The organism is Nocardia sp. JCM 34519.1, assembly GCF_020361265.1.
In the GTDB taxonomy this organism is placed as follows: domain Bacteria; phylum Actinomycetota; class Actinomycetes; order Mycobacteriales; family Mycobacteriaceae; genus Nocardia; species Nocardia arthritidis_A.
On sequence record NZ_JAIRBR010000003.1, the window covers coordinates 65631 to 87697 of the forward strand.

Sequence of the window (22067 nt, forward strand, 5' to 3'; positions counted from 1 at the left end):
CGGCGCCTTTCGCGGTGCGGCGCGGAACCGCGGGCCCCTCATGCCCGCGCTTCCGATGCACCGACGGCGGAATCCGCGGTACCAGCCAGTGATTCGGCGCCGACCGCCTGCGGGATGAGTACACCCGCCGGATCAGGGAACAGCACCCCGATCACCGCGTCGACTGCGGCGGCCGCATGCCCCGGCACGTCCACCGTGAGTTCGCCGGGCAGTCCGTCCACCGCGATGCTCAGCCGGGTCGAGGCTCCGCGCCACACGCTGGCAATCACCCTGCCGCGCAGCGCATCCCGCTCGCCGACCGCACCGATTCGCACCGTATGCGGGCGCACGCAGAGCAGCGCGGGCGAATCCGGCGTCCAATCGAGCTGTCCGACACCCGGGTCGGGCGCCTGCGCGCGCAGCGTCTGTGTTCCCACGGTGACCAGGCCGGTCCCGCCGGATACCCGGTTCACGGTGCACGGCAACAGATTCGCGCCGCCGAGAAAGGCGGCGGTGAATCCGGTCGGCGGCCGCTGCCACAGATTTTCGGCGGTGTCGATATCGACGAGCCGGGCATCGCGCATCACCGCGATGCGGTCGGCCAGCGCCAGCGCCTCGGACTGATCATGGGTGACGTACAGCATCGCGGTGTCCGGCAACACTTTCCGCAATTGCTGTAGTTCGCCCAGCATCGACTGCCGCAGCTGGGCGTCGAGCGCGGCCAGCGGCTCGTCCAGCAGCAGCACCTTCGGCCGGATGGCCAGCGCCCTGGCGATGGCCACCCGCTGCTGCTGTCCACCGGACAGCTCGCGCGGCAGACGCCTCGCGTAATCGGCCATCCCGACCATATCGAGCGCGGCGCGCACCCGGCCGTCGATCTCCCGGCGCGGCACCCGATGGGATTTCAGCCCGAACGCGACATTGCCGTGCACGGTCATATGCGGGAACAGCGCATAGGACTGCACGACGACGCCGATGCCGCGCTTGGCGGGGGACAGGTTGGTGACGTCGCGTCCGGCCAGCCGGACCGCGCCCGAGGTCGGCCGGACGAATCCGGCCAGCGCCTTGAGCGCGGTCGACTTGCCGGAGCCACTCGGCCCGAGCAGCGCGACGGTTTCGCCCGCGGCGACGCGCAGCGTGAAATCGGCTAGGGCGACGGTGGTTTTGCGGCCCGTCCCATACCGGACGCCGACCCTGTCGAAGACGATGGCGGGTTCGGCGGCGCCGGAAGTGGCTGCGGCCGTTGCCGATTCGATGAGCGTGTCGCCGGGTGACATATCAGCCTCCGATGGCCCTGTTGTATGCGTCGATATCGGCGGTCAGGTCGGCGAGCACCTTGTTCCAGTCCGGGTGCAGCACCTCGACACCCTTGATCACCGCGGCCGGGCCGCCCGTGGCGTCCTGGAGGTCGGTGCGGTCCGAGACGGCGGTCGCGTCCGGGCCCAGGGTGGCCTGAACATCCTTGGACAGCAGGTAATCCATGAGTTTCTTGGCCGCGTCGGCATGCGGCGCACCCTTGGCCAGGCCCACCACATACGGAACCGGGATGGTCGAGCGCTTACCGTCGGCGCCGGCCGGGAAGAAGATGGTGAACTTCGAACCGGACTTGACCGAATCGGAGTTCATCTGCACATCGCCGTTGGCGATCAGCAGCTCACCCTTGTCCACCTTCGGCTGCAGCTTGCCGGTGGAGGAGGATGGGCCGACATTGTTGGCCTGCAACTGTTTCAGGTAATCCAGCGCACCCTGCTTGCCGCGCAGCTGTTGCAATAGGACCAGCACCGCGGTGCCGTCACCGGCCTGGCCCGGGGTCGAATACTGCAGTTTGCCTTTGTATTCCGGCTTCAGCAGATCGTCCCAGGTGAGTTTGCCCGCGTCCACCGAGGTATTGGCGATGAAGTTCAGGTAGTTGTCGGCCAGCGTGACGTACTTGCCGTTCGGATCCTTCGCGGTGGCCGGGTAGGCGGAGGTGTCGACCCCGCTCGGCTGGAGAAGCCCTGCCGCGTCGGCCTTTTGGATGAACGGCGGCAGCGTGACGACCAGGTCGGCCTGCGGGTTGGACTGCTCCTTCTGCACCCGGTTGACCACCTCGCCGGAGCCGGCGGTGACCACGTTGACCGAGATGCCGGTCTTGGCCTTGAACTTGTCGAACTGGCCCTTGTACCAGTCCTCCATGCCGTCGGCGGAGTAGACGGTGACGGTTTTGTCGCCGGAGCCGGAGTTCCCGGTGCCGCCGCAGGCCGCGGTGAATGTCGCCGCGGTCGCGGTGGCCGCGAGGATCAGTGCCGATTTGGTGAGGGTGCGGGACAGGCGCGTGGTGGAAGTGCGCACGTTACAACAACTTTCGGGTTGGTACTGCGATGGTGGATCGTAGGGACAGGTCCCGGCGCTGCCGGGCGGTCGATGGCCGCGTCATGCGCGGGTGGCGAGCACGAGCCGGGCGAATTCGGTGACCGAGGCGACGACGTGGGTCGCACCCGCCGCGCGCAGCCGGGGTTCGTCGTGCGCGCCGGTGAGCGTGCCCGCGACGATCCGCGCGCCCGCGGCGAGTCCGCTGGCGATATCGCTGGTGGTATCCCCGAGCACCGCAATGCGATCCACCGCGTCGACGCGCAGTCGCAGCAGCGCGGTGAGGATCAGGTCCGGGTAGGGCCTGCCGCGTCCGGCGTCGGCGGGTGCCAGGGTGAGATCGGCGATTTCGTTCCAGCCCAGCGCATTCAGCAGCCGGTCCTGGGTGGCTCGGCTGAAACCGGTGGTGAGCGCCACCTTTACGCCCGCGGCGCGCAGCGCACCGATGGCGTCGGCCGAGCCGGGCACCGGGGTGACGCCGACCTCGTCGATCAGCTCGTCGTACGCGGATTCGAAGGCCCGATTGGCGAGCTGGGCCCGGTCCTCGGTGTCGAACAGGGCGCGGAATACGGTGATCTTGGATTGGCCCATGGTGTCGAGCACGTACTGCCGCGCCGAATCGCGCCGCGGGCCTTCGGTTTCCATGCCCGCCGCCGTGGCCGCCGCATCGAAGGCGCGCTGCACCAGCCCGCCGTCGGACACCGTGGTGCCAGCCATATCCAGCACGGCCAAGTCGATCGTGTTGTCGCTCAACGGATTCCTCACAGGTTCAGCAGATCGGCGGTTTCGGCGCCGATCGCGGGTCCGAGGGTCATGCCGCGCCCGCCGGGGCCGGTCACCACCCACACGTGCTCGTCGGCCTTCGCCCTGGTGACGATGGTGTCCGGGTCGACGCTCTGGCTGTACACCCCGGCCCAGCGCCGGATCACCTGCGGCAGTTCACGTCCCAGCAATTCCTCGGTCACCGCGGTGAGGTGTTCGTACGGCGCCTCGTCGACATCGAAGGCGAACGGTTCGGCGTATTCGTGGGTATCGCCGATGGTGAGCCCGCCGTGCAATCGCTGCACGCACAGCAGCTGCATCTTGTGCTCCGCGGCCGTAGCCGATTGGGACTGTTCGCGATTCAGCGCGTCGAGTTCGGCGCCCGCGAAGCCCGGGTAGTAGCGGAAGCTGTCGCCGTCGGCGATGGCGGTGGTGAGCGGTTCGCCGAGCGGTGCGGTCTGCATCATCTGCAGCCGGACCCGGCGCACCGGGATGGCGCCGACGAGTTCGCGGGTCAGGCCGGTATGCGCGGCGCCCGGGCAGTGCAGTACCAGGTCGGCCTCGTGGCGGCGGCCCAGATCGTCGACGACGACGGCGCCGGAACCGGTGTCGGTGACCGTGCGCGCCTCGGTGCTCGGATGGAAGGTGTAGCGGCCGGTGGCGGCCAGATACGCGCGGACGGCGGGCAGCGCCTGGCGCGACTCGACCGCGGCATCGGTCGAACAGTGCAGTCCGGCAAGGTATTTGCCGCGCAGTGCCGGGTTGATGGCGGTTACCCGCTCCGGTTCCAGCAATTCGAAACCGCGGGCGCCTGCGGTCGGGCCCGCCGCGGCGGCCTCGGCGACCGCGAGTTCGGCGTGCGTGCGGATCAGCGTGATCGAACCGGCGGGGCGGAACCCGACGCCCGGTATGCGGCCGCCGATCTCCTCCCACAGCTGTCGCGAGCGCAGCGTCAGCTCGAGTTCGGCGGCCGACCGCCCGGATACCCACACCAGCCCGAAATTGCGCACCGTCGCGCCGCGCGCCTCGGGCTCCCGTTCCAGCTGCACCACCTCGTGACCTCGGTCGATCGCGGCCAGGGCGTGTGCGGTGCCGAGGATGCCACCGCCGATGACGACCAAACGCATGGCAGCCATGCTGACGAATGGTCTAGACCAAGGGGTGTTCGGGCTGTAAACGACCGGTGAACATTTGGTATAGACCATTGGCCGGTACGCTGTTGGCATGGAGGTCACGGATGTCGCCGGGGTGGGCAGGCTGCCGAAGTCGTACCTGGTGCGCACCGAATTGGAGCGGATCCTCGATTAACTCACCGAGGGCGATCCCGTTCCCTCCGAACGGGATCTGGCCGTCCGCTTCGAGGTGGCCCGCGAGACCGTGCGGCAGGCCTTGCGGGATCTGCTGGTGGAGGGGCGAATTCGCCGCCAAGGCCGCGGCACGGTGGTATCCCGGCCGAAGATGGTGCAGCCGATGCAGCTGCGCTCGTACACCGAGGGCGCACTCGCGTACGGCCGGGTGCCGGGACGCATCCTGGTGAATTGGGCGGATGTGCCCGCGGACGCCGACACCGCGCGCGAACTCGAAGTGCCCGTTGGTGTTTCGGTGATGCACCTGGAGCGGGTGCTGCTCGCCGACGGCGAACGCATCGGCCTGGAAAGCACTTTCATGCGCCTGGACCGGTTCGGTGCGCTGCGCGAAACCTACGACCCGACCACCTCCCTCTATCGCGCGATGCGCGAGCTCGGCGTGGTCTTCGACCATGCGGTCGAGCGCATCGAAACCGTCCTCGCCTCCCCCCGTGAGGCGGGGTTGCTCGAATGCTCCACGGCCCTACCGCTTTTGCTGCTGCACCGGCGCAGCGTCGACACCGAGGGGCGGCCGATAGAGCGGGTGCGATCGCTGTATCGCGGCGATCGGATCGCCTTCGAGGCTCGGCTCGTCGAATAGCGGTTGAATTCTGGACCAATCCGGTTGTGCGCCAAATATATCCGCGCGCGAAACAACGAAACCGGTTGTTATGACGGCGGGATTAATGGAACCCCTATGTATGCTGGGGTGAAAGGGTTGACGGCGCAGCGACTTTCGATCGACAATATTTCTGTCATCCGAAAGTTCAAGCGGTTCACCGGGATCGGCGATCGAAGTCTCACCTGAGCGGAATTCTGGTATCGATCGCCGTATCCGGCCGCGCCGGAAATGGGTCATATCCCATAGTGTTTCGTCGGATTGCGCATATTGCGGCACATCGGAGTATCCGCGATGTCGGCTCCGGCCGCGGTGGTGAATTGCGTGCGAGTAAAGGAGATCGGCCATGCCTCCAGTTCCGGTTCGGCCCGGTATCTACCGGATTCACGCGCATATTATCGGCCCGAGTTCGCTGATGACGGCCACGGAATACGCCGTCCAACATGGCGCCCCGGTCATCACCGACCGCATGTTGCCCATGCCGATGGAACAGGAATGGGCCATCATGCCGGTCGATCCCGTACCCGGATCGCCCTATGTGATCCATCTCGCGTACCACGAGGGGGCGGGGCTGGTAATCGCCGATGACAAGCTCTTCGTCAACAACGTGCGACGAGAGGAGTGGGCGAAGTTCACCTTCGAGGCGGCGATCGGCGGAGTCAAGGTGATATCGGAAAAGGGTCTGGCCATGCGGGCCCAATACCGTGGCGCGCAAATCGAATTGAACCCACCCAAGCCGGAGTTCCAGGAAACCTGGACCCTGGAATTCGTGCGCCCCCTGGAAGAACACTAATAGTCGGTTGCAGGGAGCGGGCCGCCGTGCATCGAAAGGTGCACGGCGGCTCGAACTTTCAGCGGACCTGCGGTGCGACCTTCGCGCCGAGCAATTCGATATTGTGCAAAACCTTTTCCGGCGGCAGGGTACCGACACTGGTGTGCAACATGAACCGATCCAGCCCGAGCGTGTCGCGGATATCGGCGATTTTCTCGGCGACGTAATCCGGGGTGCCGAGGAACAGCGAGCCACGCGGCGAACGCAATCCGTCGAATTGGGCGCGGGTCATCGGACCCCAGCCGCGTTCGCGACCGATCGTGCTCATCGCCAACGCATACGGCTCGTAGAAGTCGGCGATGGCCTGTTCCTCGGTATCGGCGATATAGCCGTGCGCGTGCACCGCCACCGGCTGCCGCTCGTGCCCGCCTTCCGCCAGCGCGCGGTGATAGAGATCGACGAGCGGTTCGAAGCGGGCCGGTTCGCCGCCGATGATCGCGATGGCCAGCGGCAGGCCGAGAAGCCCTGCGCGGATGACGGATTCGGGGCTGCCGCCCACCGCGATCCACACCGGCAGCGGGCGGTCGTCGGTGCGCGGGTAGACGATGGCGTCGCGCAGCGGCGCGCGGAATTTGCCGGACCAGGTCACCGGGCCCTCATCTCGAATGTGCAAGAGCAGCGCCAGCTTTTCCTCGAACAGCTCGTCGTAGTCGGCGAGGTTGTAGCCGAAGAGTGGAAAGCTTTCGGTAAAGCTTCCCCGTCCGGCCATCAGCTCCGCGCGGCCGTTGGACAGACCGTCGAGCGTGGCGAACTCCTGATACACCCGGACCGGGTCGTCCGAGCTGAGCACGCTCACCGCGCTGGTGAGCCGGATGCGTTCGGTGCGTCCGGCGATGGTCGCGAGCACCACCGCGGGCGCGGATGCGGCGAAATCCTTCCGGTGATGTTCACCGACGCCGTAGACATCGAGCCCGGCCCGTTCGGTGGCCTCCGCCTCCGCAACCACCTGACGCAGCCGCTCGGCCGCGGTCGGCGCGGGCCGATCGCCGACGGAATACCGCTCGGCGAACGTCGTGAGTCCCAGTTCCACTGTTCGAGCCCTTCCCCAGAAGAAGTTTCTACGTCAACCACTCGACTAAACGGACCGTGGTCCGATCGTATTCCCGGAAGATTGCGCAGGTATCGAATCCCGCTGCGGGACTTGGGATCGGCGTGCGTTCAGACGTCTTCGAGGTGGGCCAGCCCGCCGATGATCCGTTCGGCGATATCGTCCGGCCAGGGAAAACTGCGGGTGACGGCGCGCTGGTGGGCCAGGCCGTGTAGGCCGAGCCATAGTGCGACCGCGTCGGCGAAGAGATCATCGCTGGTGGCCTGACCGGCGGCGACGCAGGCGCCGAGCTCGTCGGCGATGATTTGCAGTGTTTCCGAACCCAGGGTGGTCAGGTCCTCCTCGCTGACCGAGCTGTCGCCGATGGTCGGCATCCACAGTCCGCCGAACATGGTGCGATAGCGCTCGGGGTGGGTCCGGGCCAAATCCAAGTAGGCGTGGCACGCGGCCAGGAGTCGTTGCCTGGGGTCGCGGCCGCCGGTGTCCGCGGCCGCGCGCAGGGTGGCCGCGAGCCGGTCGAATTCCTGGCGGACCACCGCGAGCATGATGGCCGGCTGGTCCGGGAAGTGTGGATAGATCGATGGGGCGGCGATCCCGATCCTGCGGGCGACCGAGCGCAGCGTGACCGCGCGCTCATCGCCTTCCTCATCGAGTATTTCGGCGGCGGCGGCGATGATCTCGTCGCGCAGCTTGGCCCCCTCACCCCGGCGGTTGCGGACGCGGGTGGGCGTCGATACGGCGGATTCCGTCTTCTTCATGCCGTAACCATACATCGTGAAGTTTACAGCTGTAAGCCCTTGCGGTAGTTGGCTTACATCAGTTACCTTACGACTGTAAGTAAACGGATGAAGCCTTAGGGGAAGCCGATGAACAGCACCACCGCCACCCGCGTCACCGAAATCGTCCTGCCCGGCAAGGTCGAGCCGGACGGCCTGCGGGTCCAGACACGTGAGCTCCCCGCCCCGGCCGATGGGCAGGTGGTGCTGCGGATGGACGCCACCGGAGTGTCGTTCGCCGAACAGCAGATGCGGCTCGGCAAATACTTCGATCAGCCGCCGTTCCCGTTCGTGCCGGGCTACGACGTGGTCGGCACGGTCGTCGCCACCGGGCCGGGTGTGCGGACCGCGCTGACGGGCCGTCGGTTCGCCGCGGTCACCAAGGTCGGCGGCTGGGCCAGCCACCTGCTGATCGACGCGGCGGATCTGGTGCCGGTGCCGGACGAGGTGGACGCGCCCGCCGCCGAGACGGTCGTCGTCAACGGCGTCACCGCCTGGCAGATGCTGCACCGCACGGCCGGAGTCCGAGCCGGTTCGACCATCGTGGTGCTCGGCGCGAACGGCGGCGTCGGCTCCACCCTGGTCCAGCTGGCCCGCCACGCCGGGATCACCGTGATCGGCACGGCGTCGGCCCGTCATCACCACACCGTGCGCGAGCTGGGCGCGATCCCGGTCGACTACCGAGACCCGAATATGTACCAGCGGATTCGGGAAATCGCCCCCGATGGCGTCGACGCCGTCTTCGACCACGTCGGCGGCGCGGGCCTGACGGAATCGTGGCGGCTGCTGCGCCGGGGCGGCACCCTGGTCAACTACGGATCCGCGTCGACCAAGGACGACGTGGGTGCGGCGAAACTGCCGATCCTGGCCCTATTTGGCCGACTGCTGGCCTGGAACTACCTGCCCAACGGCAAGAGCGCGCACTTCTACAACTTCTGGGCGGGCAAGCGCACCAACCCGGCCGCATTCCGCCGCCGTCTCGCCGACGACCTCACGCAGGTGCTGCGGCTGGTGGCGGAAGGCGCACTCATCCCGCAGATCGCCGCACGGTTCCCGCTGGCCGCGACGGCCGCCGCGCTGGCGCTGGCCGAGTCGCGAACTGTCCTCGGCAAGGTCGTCATCGTCCCCGAGGCCTGAGTCAGGACGAAATGCCCGGCAGCGCCTGCTCAATGCCGCGACTCGCCAGCCACCTCGAGCCAACCACCCCGCACCCGGAGATCCCGCCATGCACGCCACCGCCCCCATCACCCCGATCACCGCACCCACCCGCCCATCGGCCCGGATCGACAACCGCTCCGCCTACATCGGCTTCGCCCTCGCCTACCTTTTCGGCCACGGTGCGGCCGCACTCGCCAAAGGCGCCGACCCATTGCTCGCCCTACCCGGTTGGCTGCCCACCGCGCTGCTCGCCATCGGACTCGCGGTCGGCACCGTGCAGACCATGGTCGCGGCGGGTCGCGCTCAGCGCGGCGCGAGCAAGCCCGAGCAGCTCGGCGCCAACCTCCTCGGACTGACCTGGATCGTCGGCTTCGCCGCCCTGTTCGTGATGATCACCGGTCTGAGCGCCGCCGTCGACGCGCCCGCGCTACCGGGCATGCTGTGGCCGACCGGCGCCACCCTCGTCGTCGGCCTGATCTACCTCGCCGAGGGCGCGGCCCGCCGCAATATGCTGCACTACGGTCTCGGCAGCTGTCTCGCCCTCATCGCGGGCGCCTCGATCTTCTTCGGCACCCCAGGGCTCTACTGGGTCCTGGCCATCGCGGGCGGCACCGCCTACGGCATCGCCGCAGTCCTGGAAGGTCGTCGCCTGGGCAGGTGAAATCTGAGGCCGAGAGCGCGACACCACACCGGTGTCGCGCTCTCGGCTGTTCAGGCGATCAGATCCCTGATCGCCTGCGGCAGGTCGTCCGAATCGTAGGCGAGGGTGTCACCGGGCACGGCGCCCTCGATCTGGGCGATCTTGTTCTGCAGCAGCGACATCTGTTCGGCGGTGAGGTCGCTGATCGGGGTGGACACGTCGACGCCCGCCGCCGCGGCGACATCGGCGGCGTAGGTGTCCGGATCGTTGCCGTCCGAGGCGGGGGCATACTTCCGGAAGGCCGCCTGGATGGACAGGTTGATATAGGCCGGGCTCTGCAGGAACAACCCGATGGCCAGAAATCCGGTGTTGTAGTCCGGGAAGATCAAGAAGTTGTGCCAGTTGAACTTTCCCGGATATTGGCCGTAGTCGGGGCCGCCTGCGACGCCGGTGAGATTGCCCGGGTTGTTGTTCAGCCAAGCGTAGCTACCGGTGCCGTGGCGCAGATGCGGCTGCCCGCGCAGGATCACGTTGTTGTCGTAGAAGACGTAGTTGTAGATCTCCACGCCGTGGCCCTGATAGTCGGTCGGGTCGCTCGGATTGCTACCCGGAAACCATTGCGCGCGTGGGATGTTCTTGGTGGACGAGACATTGCCGTTCCAGTACCAGGCATGGTCGCCGAATTCGACGGTCATCACCGGCACCTCCTTCTTATTGTGTAGCAGTCGATTTCGTTTACGAGGCCGGATCGTCCTCGGGCGGCAGATCGGGCAGGACATCGCCGAGCAGCGCGATCGCCTGCATGCCCGCCCAGCCGACCGTCACCGAGTTGCCGCTGTTGATGACCGAAACCCGAAGCGGGCCAACGCGGGTCGTGTTCTGCTGGTTATCCCAGGTGCCGGTCACCACGGCATTCCTGGCCAGCACCAGCGCATACGGCAGCACGGGCACCGCGCCGCCCGTCCGTTTCCCGAGCAGTGTGCCCGCCTGGTAACCCGGCAGATACCAGGCGGGATCATTCAGCAGCACGTCGTCCCACCAGTCCGTGCCCGCGACTCGGCGCGTGAGATCCACCAGCATGTAATCGAATTGGATGGCGATATCCGACGTCGTCGTCGTGGTGGTGTCGGTCGTGGTGCCGGTGGTCGGCTGGCCGACATCGTGCAGCAGCCCGTCGTCGTTGGTGATTCCGCCGAATCCGGGCGGGATGATCGGCGTCGGTTGCACGATCATCAGCATCTCGCCGCTTCCGCCACCGCCCGCGGCGGCAGGTGTCGTCGTGCGAATCGCCCAATCATTACCCGCCACAAGGTTTTTACCCGGCGCTGTGGTAGTCGTGGTGTGCGATGCGGAGTTCCAGGTCTGCCAGTACGGCACACCCGGCATCGGCCAGTCCGGCGGCTCGCAGGTCAGCGGCTCATCGACGCTGACCTGCCCGAACAGCGACTTGTCGTGGCTTAATCGAGCCAAGAATTGCTGTCCCGCAAGGTTTTTGGCATCGAGCGGCTGCGCGCCGGTGACGATCGCCGAATACCAGTTCGTCGCGCTCTCCCCACCCGGTGGCGGCGTGATGGCCGCCGTCGCCGGGGTCAGGATCGGCGTGGTGTCGAAGGTGGCCAGCCACAATCCCAACCGTAGCGGGTTGAGCTTGCCGTTCTGCACGATCTTGTCGTCCACCGGAACGCCCTGGAAAAAGGCCATGGCCTTGTCGGGGGCGTTGGCGATGCCAAAGGCCGTGGCCAGATCCGAGACCAGCAGCTGACCGATTTCGTTGATGCTGTGGCCCATCAGTTGCCCGCCTTCGGCGGGGAGGCGGGCACGACGCGCACCAGCCAGCCGATGATCTGCGCGCCGTGCACGACGAGCGTGCCGCCGCTGCCGGACTGCTGGTAGCTCCAGCTCTGGTGACCGTCGTCGTGCTGGAAATACTGGCCGTTGGCGTTCCAGTCGTTGTGGTTGTAGGTGCCGCCGAGACCGAAGATGCCGACCGAACCGCCGAAGCTCGTAGAATCCGAATGGCTGCTGCCGCTGGACGACTGCGCCGCATTGGCGAAGTGCGTACCGGCATCGCCCCAGTCGTCGCAGGTGATGGTCAGGTTCCGCACCACAAGCAGCTGGACGATCAGCGACGGCATCCAATTCTCGTTGTTGGCAAGGGTATTGGTGCCATCGCTGACGTAGTTCTTCGGCTTGTCCTTGACGGACCAGCCGCTGTTGATCCGGAAGATCTCCTCGAACAGCCACGGCCGCTTGACATTCACCACGAAGTATTCGCCGCTGATCGACGCGCTCTGCGAGCGATCCCAGTTCGCACCGCCCGATGCCTGCGAAGCGGCCTGCGAGTTGTAGTAGTCGGCGCTGGTGGTATCGACGCCGCCGGTCGCGCTGAACGGTCCCCACACGATGCCGACGCCACCGCCGTTGCTCGATCCGGAGTCGTTGTAGTAGGACGACGACGAGTTGCTGAACCCGCTCGCGGACGCGCTTTCATAGCTGGAATTGCTCACCGACAGTTGCATCGCGCCGAAGCTGTCATCGGTCACGTCACACCAGGACGGCGGATCGAGGAGGGTCAACGGGAAGGTGCCGGTCGGCAGCTGCATTTCGCCGTAGACGGTCCATCGATCCTTGACCCCGCGGACCGCGGCATCGACGATGCTGGTGCCCTGCGAGTACAGGAAATCTTCGGCCTCCGAATACGCCATGCTCGGATCGGCGTGGTCGGCGATCGAGAGATTGGTTTCGGCACGGTGGATCGCATTCTCATAGGATGCGCCGTCTATCGGCCACGCCTGCCCGAGCGCCGGATCGGCCATCGCCTTGTAAAAGGCATCCGCCTTGGCCTTTCGTGCCGCCGCCAGTGCGTCCACCGCGCCTTGATAATCCTGGTATCCCGGGGTCGGCCTGCCGATCCTGCCGTTGACGTACATCAGGTTCTTGGCCTGATTGATCTTGTCCTGCACATCCTTCGACGGTGGCGTCGGCGGATCGCCGGTGATCGCCTTCTGCACGATCTGCCAGGCCGAGGACGCGTTGCCGAGCGATTTCGCCGCGAAGCTGGAGCCCAGCGCCAGATGGTCGTCGACCAGATCCGCAGTGGCTGCTGCTGCGGCAAGCGCCGCTTTGAGCTTTGCGTCCGAATCGGGCGTTCCAGCCTTGCCCGGTGTGGATCCGGTACCCGGCGTGATGTGGCCGGTATCGTCCATCAGCGCGTAGACATCCCCCTCCGGCAGCCATGGGTTCAGATACCGCTTGGGGTCAACGGTGAGCCCCGGCTTCTGGTAGAGGAACACTGTTCCCGGATTGTTCTGCAGTGAATCCGAAATCACCGCGCCCACTTGATCAATTGCGGACAGCAACGCCTTCTGCAGCGCACCGAGTCCTGCGATGTCGGCCATATTTCCTCCCTCGTCGTCGAGCCGCCCCTATTGGCAAACTCGAATCACAACGTTCGCATCGGATATCAGCGGCGGCACGCGTAGTCGTTTACGCAACTGTTTGTGCTGGTCCGTTGAGTGAACCGGGCGGTCCGGTGAGTGATATGGACACGCGACTCGACTACTCGGATGTCTCATCAGCATGCATTCGGCTAATTCAAAACCGAGAGCGCGACACCATGACGGTGCCGCGCTCTCGGCTGTGAAAATTCGTTATCAGTAAGGGAATTGACGACGACCGCGGTTGACCGAGATCCATTTGAGGGTGGTGAATTCCGCCAGCGACGACTCGCCGTTGAGCCTGCCGACCCCGGAGGACTTCTCGCCGCCGAAGGGCACATTCGGTTCGTCGTGGATGGTGCCGTCGTTGACGTGGACCATCCCGCTGTCGATCCGGCGAGCCACCCTGATGGCGCGGTCGATATCGCGGGAATGCACGGCACCGCTCAAGCCGAAAGGGGTCTCGTTCGCGATGCGGATCGCGTCGTCCTCGTCCTCGGCGGCCATTATCAGGGCCACCGGGCCGAACAGCTCCTCGCGGGAGATGGGCATATCGGTGGTCACCCCGCCCAGCACCGTCGGGGCGAGCACGCGGCCGCTGCGGACGCCGCGCACCAGGGCGGTCGCATTACCGGCGATGGCCTGTTCGATGAGCGATTCGACGGTATCGGCCTGGCGGTCGCTGATGAGCGGTCCGACGATGGTGGCCGGATCCCTGGGATCCCCGACCGGCAGCGATTCGACCTTGCGGAGATAGCCCTCGACGAACCGGTCGTATACCTCCCTGGCGACCACCAGCCGATTGGCCGACAGACAGATCTGACCCTGATGGGTGAACCTGCTGAATACCGCCGCGTCGACGGCCAGCTCCAGATCGGCGTCCTCGAGCACGATCAACGCGCTGTTGCCGCCGAGCTCGAGCACCGAACGCTTGAAGTGCCGGGCGGCGACCTCGCCGATATGCGCGCCCACCGTCGTCGAACCGGTGAAGGAGATGACCCGGGGGATGGGGTGGGTGATGAACGAATCGCCCAGTTCGGCGATATCGGCCACGATCACGTTGAGCACGCCGTCGGGCAGACCGGCCCGCCGGAAGATCTCCGCCAGGATGGTGCCGCCCAGGATCGGGGTCTGCTCATGCGGTTTGACCACGACCGCATTACCGACGGCCAGCGCGGGCGCGACCGACTTCAGCGCCAGCAGGAACGGGAAGTTGAACGGCCCGATCACCGATACGACGCCGACCGGCTCCCGGTACACCAGGTTCTCCCGGTCCGGCAGCGGTGACGGCATGATGCGGCCCTCCATCCGGACCGGCAGCGTCACCGCCTCCCGCAACATCTGCAGGGCCAGGTCGATCTCCACCGCGGTCTTGATGACGGTGCCGCCGGTCTCCTCGGTGATCAGCCGCGCGATATCGGCCCGGTGCGTCTCGACCTCGCGCACCACGTTCTCCAGCACCAGCCGCCGCTCGAAGGGATTCGTTGCTGCCCAAGCCGTTTGGGCCGCCGCGGCGGATGCGTATGCCCGGTCGACATCGGCCGTCGCCGCGCCCTGCACTTTGGTGAGCACCGTATCGTCGTACGGGTTGGTGTCCACGAGGACGGTGGTACCCGTCCCGGAAACCCATTCGCCAACGATGAATTGTTTGTTCAAAGACTCGTATTCGTACATTGCCATCCTTCCCACCGACAAGTGTGGGCTCCGCGGACTCGCGCGGCCCTTACCAGCCGTGAAAAGGTCCGTGGCACAGCGGAATTCCGGTGGTTCGACGAGCTGTGAACCCTCGCGTGCGCGCCGTGGCGGTACGACCGGGATCCGGCGTTCCGAACCGAACCGGCGGTAGCGGTGACGACTCGGACCGGCGTCCGATTACGCTGTGGAACATGTCTGTGCGCACCCGCAAGCCGCTCGTTCCCGGCACACTCTCGCCAACCCGTGAGGTCCCGCGCGCGATCGAGCGCCCGGAGTACGCCTGGAAGAAGACCGTCAACGAGGGCCGCGAACCCTGGGTCCAGACGCCGGAGACCATCGAGAAGATGCGCGTCGCGGGCAAGATCGCCGCGCAGGCGCTGGAAGAGGCGGGCAAGGCCGTCGCGCCGGGCGTCACCACCGACGAACTCGACCGCATCGCGCACGAGTTCATGTGCGACCACGGCGCCTACCCCTCGACGCTCGGCTACAAGGGTTTCCCGAAATCCTGCTGCACCTCGCTGAACGAGGTGATCTGCCACGGCATTCCGGACTCCACCGTGATCGAGGACGGTGACATCGTCAATATCGACGTCACCGCCTATATAAACGGCGTGCACGGCGACACCAACAAGACCTTCCTGGCCGGCGAGGTCGACGAGGAGGTGCGGCTGTTGGTCGAGCGCACCGAGGAGGCCACCATGCGGGCCATCAAGGCGGTGCGGCCGGGCCGGGCGCTGAACGTCATCGGCCGGGTGATCGAGTCGTATGCGAACCGGTTCGGCTACGGCGTCGTGCGCGACTTCACCGGACACGGTGTCGGGCCCACCTTCCACAGCGGCCTGGTCATCTTGCACTACGACCAGCCCGCCATCGAATCGATCATCGAACCCGGTATGACCTTCACCATCGAGCCGATGATCAACCTCGGCGGCATCGACTACGAGATCTGGGACGACGGCTGGACCGTGGTCACCAAGGATCGCAAGTGGACGGCCCAGTTCGAGCACACACTCGTTGTCACCGAAACGGGGGCCGAGATCCTCACGCTTCCGTGAGGGGTGCGTTGCTGGTCGCCGGGACCACCTCCGACGCCGGGAAGAGCGTGGTGGTGGCCGGGCTCTGTCGTCTGTTGGCGCGCAAGGGTATTCGGGTGGCGCCGTTCAAGGCGCAGAATATGTCCAACAATTCGGTGGTCACCCTCGACGGCGGTGAGATCGGCCGGGCGCAGGCGTTGCAGGCGCGGGCGTGCGGGCTGGAGCCGAGCGTGCGGTTCAATCCGGTGCTGCTCAAGCCGGGCAGTGACCGGCGCTCGCAACTGGTGGTGCGCGGCCGGGCGGTCGACACGGTCGGCGCGCGCGACTATTTCCGGCACCGGCGCGAGCTGCGGGCTCTCGTCGATGTCGAATTGGCCGCGCTGCGCGCCGAATTCGATGTGGTGATCTGCGAGGGCGCCGGTTCACCCGCCGAAATCAACCTGCGCGCAACCGATCTGGCGAATATGGGGTTGGCGCGCTCGGCCGGGCTTCCGGTGCTCGTCGTCGGCGATATCGATCGGGGCGGGGTGCTAGCCCACCTGTTCGGTACCCTCGCGATCCTGGAACCCGAAGACCAGCAATTGGTTTGCGGCTTCGTCGTGAACAAGTTCCGTGGCGATCCCGAACTGCTGCGACCCGGGCTGGACCGGCTCGCCGAGCTCACCGGTCGTCCGACGCTCGGTGTGCTCCCGTACGCGGACGAGCTGTGGCTCGATGCCGAGGATTCGCTCGGCGTCGACGCGGACGCCCCGGTCGGCCGTCCCCGGCCGCCCGCCGGAACGGAGTGGCTCACCGTCGCCGCCATCCGGCTGCCCCGCATCTCCAACTCCACCGATGTCGAGGCGCTGGCCTGTGAGCCGGGCGTCGCCGTCCGCTGGGTGGCCGAGCCGTCCCGTCTCGCCGACGCCGACCTGGTGGTGCTGCCGGGCAGCAAGGCCACCGTATCGGATCTGGAATGGTTGCGGCGCAACGGAATCGCCGACGCGCTCGCCGCACGCGCCGCCGCGGGCGGGCCGATACTCGGCATCTGCGGCGGCTATCAGATGCTCGGCACGCGCATCGTCGACCCGGTCGAGTCAGGGGCGGGCGCGGTCCCCGGATTGGGCCTGCTCGACCTGGATATCGAATTCGCCGAGCCGAAGGTGTTGCGGCGCAGCGCCGGACACCATGCCGCATCCGGAATCCCCTTGCACGGCTACGAAATCCACCACGGCCGCGTCTCGCGCAACGCCGAGCCCGCCTGGCTGACCGTCGACGGCGCACCGGAAGGCAGTGTGCGCGCAGCGATCTGGGGCACCCACCTACACGGCCTACTGGAATCCGACGATTTCCGCCGCGCGTGGCTGCGTGAGGTAGCGGCCCGGGCTGGCCGCACCGGCTTCACCGTCGCCGACGGCGTCTCCGTCGCCGCCATCCGCACCGCCCAACTGGACCTGCTGGCCGACCTCCTCGAACAACACCTGGACCTCACCCAGGTGGAACGCCTGATCACCGACGGCCCAACCCCCGACCTGCCGACTGTCGTCTCCACGATGCGGCACGGCTGACTCCGGCAGGTATTCCCCTCGATTTCCAAATCGACAGAGGCCCGGTTCGTCCGGCAAATCACGCGCTGTTCAGCTCCGGCGTGTAGCGTTGTCCGGCATGAATTCTCGGCGGATCACGGTCGGAGACCGGACCTGGACCGTGCGGGTCGATGGGCCGGAATCCCGGCACACCGTCCTGCTGCTGCCCGGCGCGGGGGATCCGGTGGACGTCTACGACCGGGTCTGCGCCCGCCTGCACAACTCCGATCTGCGCACCATCGCGGTCGAATCGCTGGACGGCCTGGATCAGGCCGGTGTGCACGCCATCCTGGACGAGCTGAAGGTGCCGTGGGTGAACGTCGCGGGGCGCGGCGCGGGCGCGACGCTGGCCTGGCAGGTGGCCGCGGGCGGGATGGGTCGCTTCGTGAGCCTGGTCGTGGCCGATCGCGGCCATCCGGCCCTGCCCGGCGCCGACGGGGTGGTGCTGGACGCGAGCTGCCGTCCGGTCGAGTTGCCGACGACGATGCTGGTCACCAAGGGTTTGTCGCGCGCGATCGCGGACGCCTCGGGGCGCAATGTCTACGGCGAATTCCGGGTGGTGCAGGTCGACGTCGACAATGTGGCCACCGAGGCCGACCACGAAATGGCCACCGAGATCGTATTACGCACCAGCCTTTGGTGAGCGGTATCCGGCCAGCCAGTCGAGCCAGTTGTCCAGCTCGGTGAAGGCCTGCGCCAGCGGCGCGGCAGCGGATAGGAACACGTCGTGGCGGGCGCCGTCGATCGGCACGATATTCGTGCGGTCGCCGAGGCAGCCCGACCAGCGCTGGATCTGCCGGACATCGAGCACCGCGTCGGCGACGTCGACGGCCGGACCGTACTTGCGCGCGAAAGTCGTTATCCGCGAACGCAGAATGAGTGCGGGCACCCCGATATCGAGCCCGCGGTGCAGTTGCGCATGCCCGTTGCGGATCGCCCGCAGCCAGCCGAAGCGCACCGGAAACCCTTGCAGCGGTTTCCAATCCAGGTTGTAGTCCCATTCGCCCGCGACGCTGTTGTGCAGGCTGTCGCCGTAACTGGTGACCTCCTCGCCCGGCAGTGCGAACATCGCGCGAAAACGCCCGAGCGCCTTGATGATCGGCGTGCCGACCGACCGGTAGTACGCGGGCCCCTGCAGATCGAACCAGGGACTGTTCAGCACCAGGCCGGTGACGCCGGCGGCCACGGTCCCGCGCGCCCGGTTCAGCCGGTCCAGCCACAGCGCGGCCACCAGTCCACCGGTGGAATGCGCGACCACCAGCACCTCGCCGCCGGTCTCCTTCCGGACGATATCCAGCGCCGCGTTCAGCTCGGCGTCGTACAGCGCCAGATCGCTGATGTAGTGCGGGGTCTGGCCCGGCCGCCGGGAGCGGCCGCACTTGCGCAGATCCAGCGCGTAGAACCGGTGCCCGCGCGCCGCGAAATGTTCGGCCAGGTGCTGCTGGAAGAAGTAGTCGGTGAAACCGTGCAGGTACAGCACGGCGGCCGTCTCGGTTTCCACCGGCTGCCGCGGGGTATAGCGAACGAGGGTGGCAACCGCCTCGCCCTCGCCGTCCGGATCGGGGCCGAGCGGAATCGTGCGCTGCTGGTACTCCGGGCCGAGGACATCGGGTTGCCACTGTGCGCCCGTGATATCCGACACGCCGAGCGCGGTTTCGTTCGTCACAAGCACCAATCTAGGCGACCTGCGGAGGGGTTTGAAGGTTGTACGTCTCACTCGTTGCCGAAGGTATCTATGTCACATTCGGCCGGTTCGTTGCGGGGGTTCCGGGCGGTGAGGTGCACAATTGGCCTTAGGTGAACGGTGGGTAACCTACTCCCGCCGCGTCGCGGAAACAGCCCACAACCACATAGCGCCCGTGCCATGCACGCCACCCGCCGGTGGTGTGCGGAGACAAGGAAGTCGATCTACCCGTGCCGAACGCTGCCCAGACTGAAAAGACCGACGTAGTACTCATCGGTGCAGGCATCATGAGTGCCACTCTCGGCGCGCTGCTGCGTCAGCTGCAGCCGGATTGGTCGATCACGCTGTTCGAGCGGCTCGACGCCGCCGCGCCGGAGAGCAGTGACCCGTGGAACAACGCGGGCACCGGGCACTCCGCGCTCTGCGAGCTGAACTACAGCCCGCAGAAGCCGGACGGCTCGGTCGACGTGTCCAAGGCGATCGATATCAACGAGCGGTTCCAGGTGTCCCGGCAGTTCTGGGCCTACGCGGTGCAGAACGGCGTGCTCGGCGACCCGTCCGCGTTCATCAACCCGATTCCGCACGTCAGCTTCGTGCACGGCGCCGACGACGTGCAGTACCTGCGCAAGCGCTACGAGGCGCTGTCGCGGCATCCGCTGTTCGAGGGCATGGAGTACATCGACGACCCGGCCGAGTTCACGCGGCGACTACCGCTGATGGCGCGCGGCCGCGACTTCTCCGATCCGGTCGCGCTGAACTGGACCGACTACGGCACCGATATCGACTTCGGTTCGCTCACCAAGGAACTGCTCGCCTACCTCGGCGCCAGCGGCGCCGAGTTGGCCTTCGGTAACGAGGTGCGCAACCTGACCAAGCAGTCGGACGGCAGCTGGCTGGTGAAGGTGCGCAACACCCGCACCCGGCAAACCCGCACGCTCCTGAGCAAATTCGTCTTCGTCGGCGCGGGCGGCGGTGCGCTGCCGCTGCTGCAGAAGTCCGGCATCAAGGAGATCGCGGGCTTCGGCGGGTTCCCGGTGAGCGGCCAGTTCCTGCGCTGCACCAACCCGGAGCTGACCAGTCAGCACAACGCGAAGGTCTACGGCAAGGCCGCGGTGGGTGCGCCCCCGATGTCGGTGCCGCACCTCGACACGCGCGTCATCCAGGGCCGTCCCGGTCTGCTGTTCGGTCCGTACGCGGGCTGGACGCCGAAGTTCCTCAAGGACGGCAAGTACTCCGATCTGTTCAAATCGGTTCGGCCGGGCAATGTTTCGCCGATGCTCGGCGTCGGCCTCACCGAGATGAGCCTGGTCAAGTACCTGGTGAGCGAGCTGCTCAAGTCCGAGTCGGGCAAGGTCTACTCGATGGGCGAGTTCGTGCCGCGGGCCGACGGCCACGACTGGGAGTTGATCACCGCGGGCCAGCGGGTGCAGATCATCCGCCGCAAGGGCATCGGCGGCGTGCTCGAGCTCGGCACGGCCGTGATCGCGGCCGAGGACGGCACCATCGCCGGACTGCTCGGTGCCTCCCCGGGCGCCTCCACCTGCGTCAGCGCGATGATGGATGTGCTGCAGCGCTGCTTCCCGCGCGAGTACGCGCAGTGGACGCCGAAGCTGAAGGAGATGGTGCCCTCGCTCGGCGTGAAGCTCTCGGAGAATCAGCCGCTGTTCCACGAGGTCTGGGAGTGGACCTCCAAGGCGCTGAATCTGACCGATGTGAAGGTCAACACGCCAGGACCTGCGGGGGTCGCGGCAAACGCGTAGGTGTGGTACCAAGACGCGATGATGTCAACGGTTGCTCTCAAACGGTCGTGGGCCGAGGATCTCGATACCGCCACCCTCTACCAGCTGTTGAAACTTCGCGTCGAGGTGTTCGTCGTCGAGCAGAAGTGTGCGTATCCGGAGTTGGACGGATTGGACCTGCTGCCGCGGACCAGGCACTTCTGGCTCGACGACGAGGGTGAGGTCGTCGCGACCCTCCGGTTGCTGGAGGAGCGCGAAGACGGTGTGAAGACCTACCGGATCGGTCGGCTGTGCACCGCGGCCCCGTATCGCGGGCATGGGTACACCACCCGGCTGGTGAAGGCGGCGTTGGCCGAAGTCGGTTCGGCCACAGTGCGTTTGAGCGCGCAGTCCTACCTGGTGGATATGTACGCTAAGCATGGATTCAAGGTCGACGGCGAGGAATTCGACGACGACGGCATCATGCACACACCGATGCGCAAGGGCTGAACCACGCTCCTCACGCACCCGATGCGGGGTGCGTGGGGACATATTCGCGCCCGCCGGTCAGCTCGCGGGCCAGCATGGTGGCCCCGGCGACGGCGCCGGGCATCAGCAGTACCGCGACGAACGGCACCAGGAATACCGCGGCGAGCGGAATCCCGAAGCCCCACACCAACATTCGTCGTGATCGCAACAGGGTCAGTTGTTCGCGCAATTCGACGCGCCTGCGCAGCATCGCCACCGCGGTGAGTTCCTGGGTGAGGAAGAATCCGGTGACGCCGAGGCCGAGCAGCGGGACCACCGTCTGACCGACGACCGGCAGGAATCCGGCGACGAAGAGCAGCACACCCCAGACGGCCGCGCGGACGACGACGCGGATGCCGTCGCGAATCCCGATCCACAATTCCCGCCAGACCGACAGGCCCGATTCGGGCGCCGCGCCGTCGAGGGAATTGTCGACGTGTTCGGAGAGGGCCTCGTAGAACGGCTGACCGAGCACCAGCGTCACCGCGGTGAAGGTGATGATCGCCAGGAACAGGGCCAGAATCCACAGCAGTACGGCCAGGAAACCGCGAAACAGCCCGCTGGCGGACCAGTGATTCGCGAAGGGTGTCGCCCAGGTGACGAAATCGTCCGCGCCGTAAGCCAATCCGATCAGCGCGGCGATATAGAGCACCAGCGCCAGCAAACCGGGCAACAGCCCGAACCCGAACCAGCGGCCGTGGTTCGCCACCCACCGCTGGCCGCGTACCAAATAGCCGAACCCCAACCCCAGATCGCGCACGGGCACAGCGTATTCGAGTCGGGCCGGATGACAAGTCAGGCGCCGCCGCCGCTCGAATCGAACGCGCTGGCCGCCTGGGGTACGTGCCGGGTGACGGGGCGCTGTCGGCTCCGCCGTCGGCGCACGCATAGAGTTGG

20 protein-coding genes and 1 pseudogene are annotated in these 22067 nt (G+C 66.7%); 9 read left to right on the top strand and 12 right to left on the bottom strand.

From position 1 onward, the window contains the following. Positions 1–38: 38 nt before the first annotated feature. The 4 genes from LGY53_RS09875 to LGY53_RS09890 form a co-directional block, all read right to left on the bottom strand. On the bottom strand, positions 39–1256 hold the full coding sequence (locus LGY53_RS09875; protein WP_225726355.1) for an ABC transporter ATP-binding protein: 1218 nt from the start codon (positions 1254–1256) through the stop codon (positions 39–41). A 1-nt stretch (position 1257) separates the two neighbouring features. Further along, positions 1258–2310 (bottom strand): 2-aminoethylphosphonate ABC transporter substrate-binding protein, encoded by a 1053-nt coding sequence (locus LGY53_RS09880; protein ID WP_374111160.1) that lies wholly within the window; start codon positions 2308–2310, stop codon positions 1258–1260. An 81-nt stretch (positions 2311–2391) separates the two neighbouring features. Continuing rightward, a complete protein-coding gene (locus tag LGY53_RS09885) occupies positions 2392–3081 on the bottom strand; it encodes a phosphonatase-like hydrolase (protein WP_225726356.1) in 690 nt (229 codons plus the stop codon). An 8-nt stretch (positions 3082–3089) separates the two neighbouring features. After that, positions 3090–4217, bottom strand: coding sequence for a TIGR03364 family FAD-dependent oxidoreductase (locus LGY53_RS09890; RefSeq protein WP_225726357.1), 1128 nt, complete (start codon positions 4215–4217; stop codon positions 3090–3092). A gap of 97 nt (positions 4218–4314) precedes the next feature. Here LGY53_RS09890 and LGY53_RS09895 point away from each other — a divergent pair. Further along, positions 4315–5037: pseudogene (locus tag LGY53_RS09895) on the top strand (GntR family transcriptional regulator). 433 nt (positions 5038–5470) lie between these two features. After that, a complete protein-coding gene (locus LGY53_RS09900; RefSeq protein ID WP_225726358.1) occupies positions 5471–5848 on the top strand; it encodes a hypothetical protein in 378 nt (125 codons plus the stop codon). A gap of 58 nt (positions 5849–5906) precedes the next feature. Here LGY53_RS09900 and LGY53_RS09905 read toward each other — a convergent pair whose 3' ends face one another. Both LGY53_RS09905 and LGY53_RS09910 read right to left on the bottom strand, forming a co-directional pair. After that, positions 5907–6917 (bottom strand): LLM class flavin-dependent oxidoreductase, encoded by a 1011-nt coding sequence (locus LGY53_RS09905; RefSeq protein ID WP_225726359.1) that lies wholly within the window; start codon positions 6915–6917, stop codon positions 5907–5909. Positions 6918–7045: 128 nt separating this feature from the next. Then, complete coding sequence (locus LGY53_RS09910) at positions 7046–7693, bottom strand: TetR/AcrR family transcriptional regulator (RefSeq protein ID WP_225726360.1); 648 nt, start codon at positions 7691–7693, stop codon at positions 7046–7048. A gap of 108 nt (positions 7694–7801) precedes the next feature. Between LGY53_RS09910 and LGY53_RS09915 the strand changes: the two genes are divergently transcribed. Both LGY53_RS09915 and LGY53_RS09920 read left to right on the top strand, forming a co-directional pair. Then, a complete protein-coding gene (locus LGY53_RS09915; RefSeq protein WP_225726361.1) occupies positions 7802–8848 on the top strand; it encodes a medium chain dehydrogenase/reductase family protein in 1047 nt (348 codons plus the stop codon). Between the two features lie 88 nt (positions 8849–8936). After that, positions 8937–9530 (top strand): ABC transporter permease, encoded by a 594-nt coding sequence (locus LGY53_RS09920; RefSeq protein ID WP_225726362.1) that lies wholly within the window; start codon positions 8937–8939, stop codon positions 9528–9530. 50 nt (positions 9531–9580) lie between these two features. Here LGY53_RS09920 and LGY53_RS09925 read toward each other — a convergent pair whose 3' ends face one another. The 4 genes from LGY53_RS09925 to LGY53_RS09940 all read right to left on the bottom strand — a co-directional run bounded on the left by LGY53_RS09925 (position 9581) and on the right by LGY53_RS09940 (position 14620). Continuing rightward, complete coding sequence (locus LGY53_RS09925) at positions 9581–10204, bottom strand: hypothetical protein (protein ID WP_225726363.1); 624 nt, start codon at positions 10202–10204, stop codon at positions 9581–9583. A gap of 40 nt (positions 10205–10244) precedes the next feature. Continuing rightward, positions 10245–11297, bottom strand: coding sequence for a hypothetical protein (locus LGY53_RS09930; RefSeq protein ID WP_225726364.1), 1053 nt, complete (start codon positions 11295–11297; stop codon positions 10245–10247). Continuing rightward, the gene (locus LGY53_RS09935; RefSeq protein WP_225726365.1) at positions 11297–12907 is read right to left on the bottom strand and encodes a hypothetical protein; all 1611 of its coding nucleotides are present in this window, start codon (positions 12905–12907) and stop codon (positions 11297–11299) included. Before LGY53_RS09935 ends, LGY53_RS09930 begins: the two co-directional genes overlap by 1 nt. Before the next feature lie 255 nt (positions 12908–13162). Next, positions 13163–14620, bottom strand: coding sequence for an aldehyde dehydrogenase family protein (locus LGY53_RS09940; protein WP_225726366.1), 1458 nt, complete (start codon positions 14618–14620; stop codon positions 13163–13165). Positions 14621–14832: 212 nt separating this feature from the next. Between LGY53_RS09940 and map the strand changes: the two genes are divergently transcribed. From map to LGY53_RS09955, 3 genes are all read left to right on the top strand, one after another. Then, positions 14833–15696 carry a type I methionyl aminopeptidase gene (map, locus tag LGY53_RS09945; RefSeq protein ID WP_225726367.1) on the top strand — a complete coding sequence of 288 codons (864 nt, stop codon included), beginning with the start codon at positions 14833–14835 and terminating at the stop codon, positions 15694–15696. After that, positions 15693–17222, top strand: coding sequence for a cobyric acid synthase (locus tag LGY53_RS09950; protein WP_225726368.1), 1530 nt, complete (start codon positions 15693–15695; stop codon positions 17220–17222). The genes map and LGY53_RS09950 overlap by 4 nt, the downstream gene beginning before the upstream one ends. Positions 17223–17319: 97 nt before the next feature. Next, positions 17320–17883, top strand: coding sequence for an alpha/beta fold hydrolase (locus tag LGY53_RS09955; RefSeq protein ID WP_225726369.1), 564 nt, complete (start codon positions 17320–17322; stop codon positions 17881–17883). Here the strand turns inward: LGY53_RS09955 and LGY53_RS09960 are convergent. After that, on the bottom strand, positions 17863–18906 hold the full coding sequence (locus LGY53_RS09960) for an alpha/beta hydrolase (protein ID WP_225726370.1): 1044 nt from the start codon (positions 18904–18906) through the stop codon (positions 17863–17865). The genes LGY53_RS09955 and LGY53_RS09960 overlap by 21 nt on opposite strands. 248 nt (positions 18907–19154) lie before the next feature. Between LGY53_RS09960 and mqo the strand changes: the two genes are divergently transcribed. Both mqo and LGY53_RS09970 read left to right on the top strand, forming a co-directional pair. Then, positions 19155–20684: a malate dehydrogenase (quinone) gene (gene mqo, locus LGY53_RS09965; protein ID WP_225726371.1), complete on the top strand. Its 1530-nt coding sequence runs from the start codon at positions 19155–19157 to the stop codon at positions 20682–20684. An 18-nt stretch (positions 20685–20702) separates the two neighbouring features. Further along, positions 20703–21152, top strand: a complete 450-nt coding sequence (locus LGY53_RS09970) for a GNAT family N-acetyltransferase (protein ID WP_225726372.1) — start codon at positions 20703–20705, stop codon at positions 21150–21152. 10 nt (positions 21153–21162) lie between these two features. Here LGY53_RS09970 and LGY53_RS09975 read toward each other — a convergent pair whose 3' ends face one another. Continuing rightward, the gene (locus tag LGY53_RS09975; RefSeq protein ID WP_225726373.1) at positions 21163–21930 is read right to left on the bottom strand and encodes an EI24 domain-containing protein; all 768 of its coding nucleotides are present in this window, start codon (positions 21928–21930) and stop codon (positions 21163–21165) included. Positions 21931–22067 lie beyond the last annotated feature (137 nt).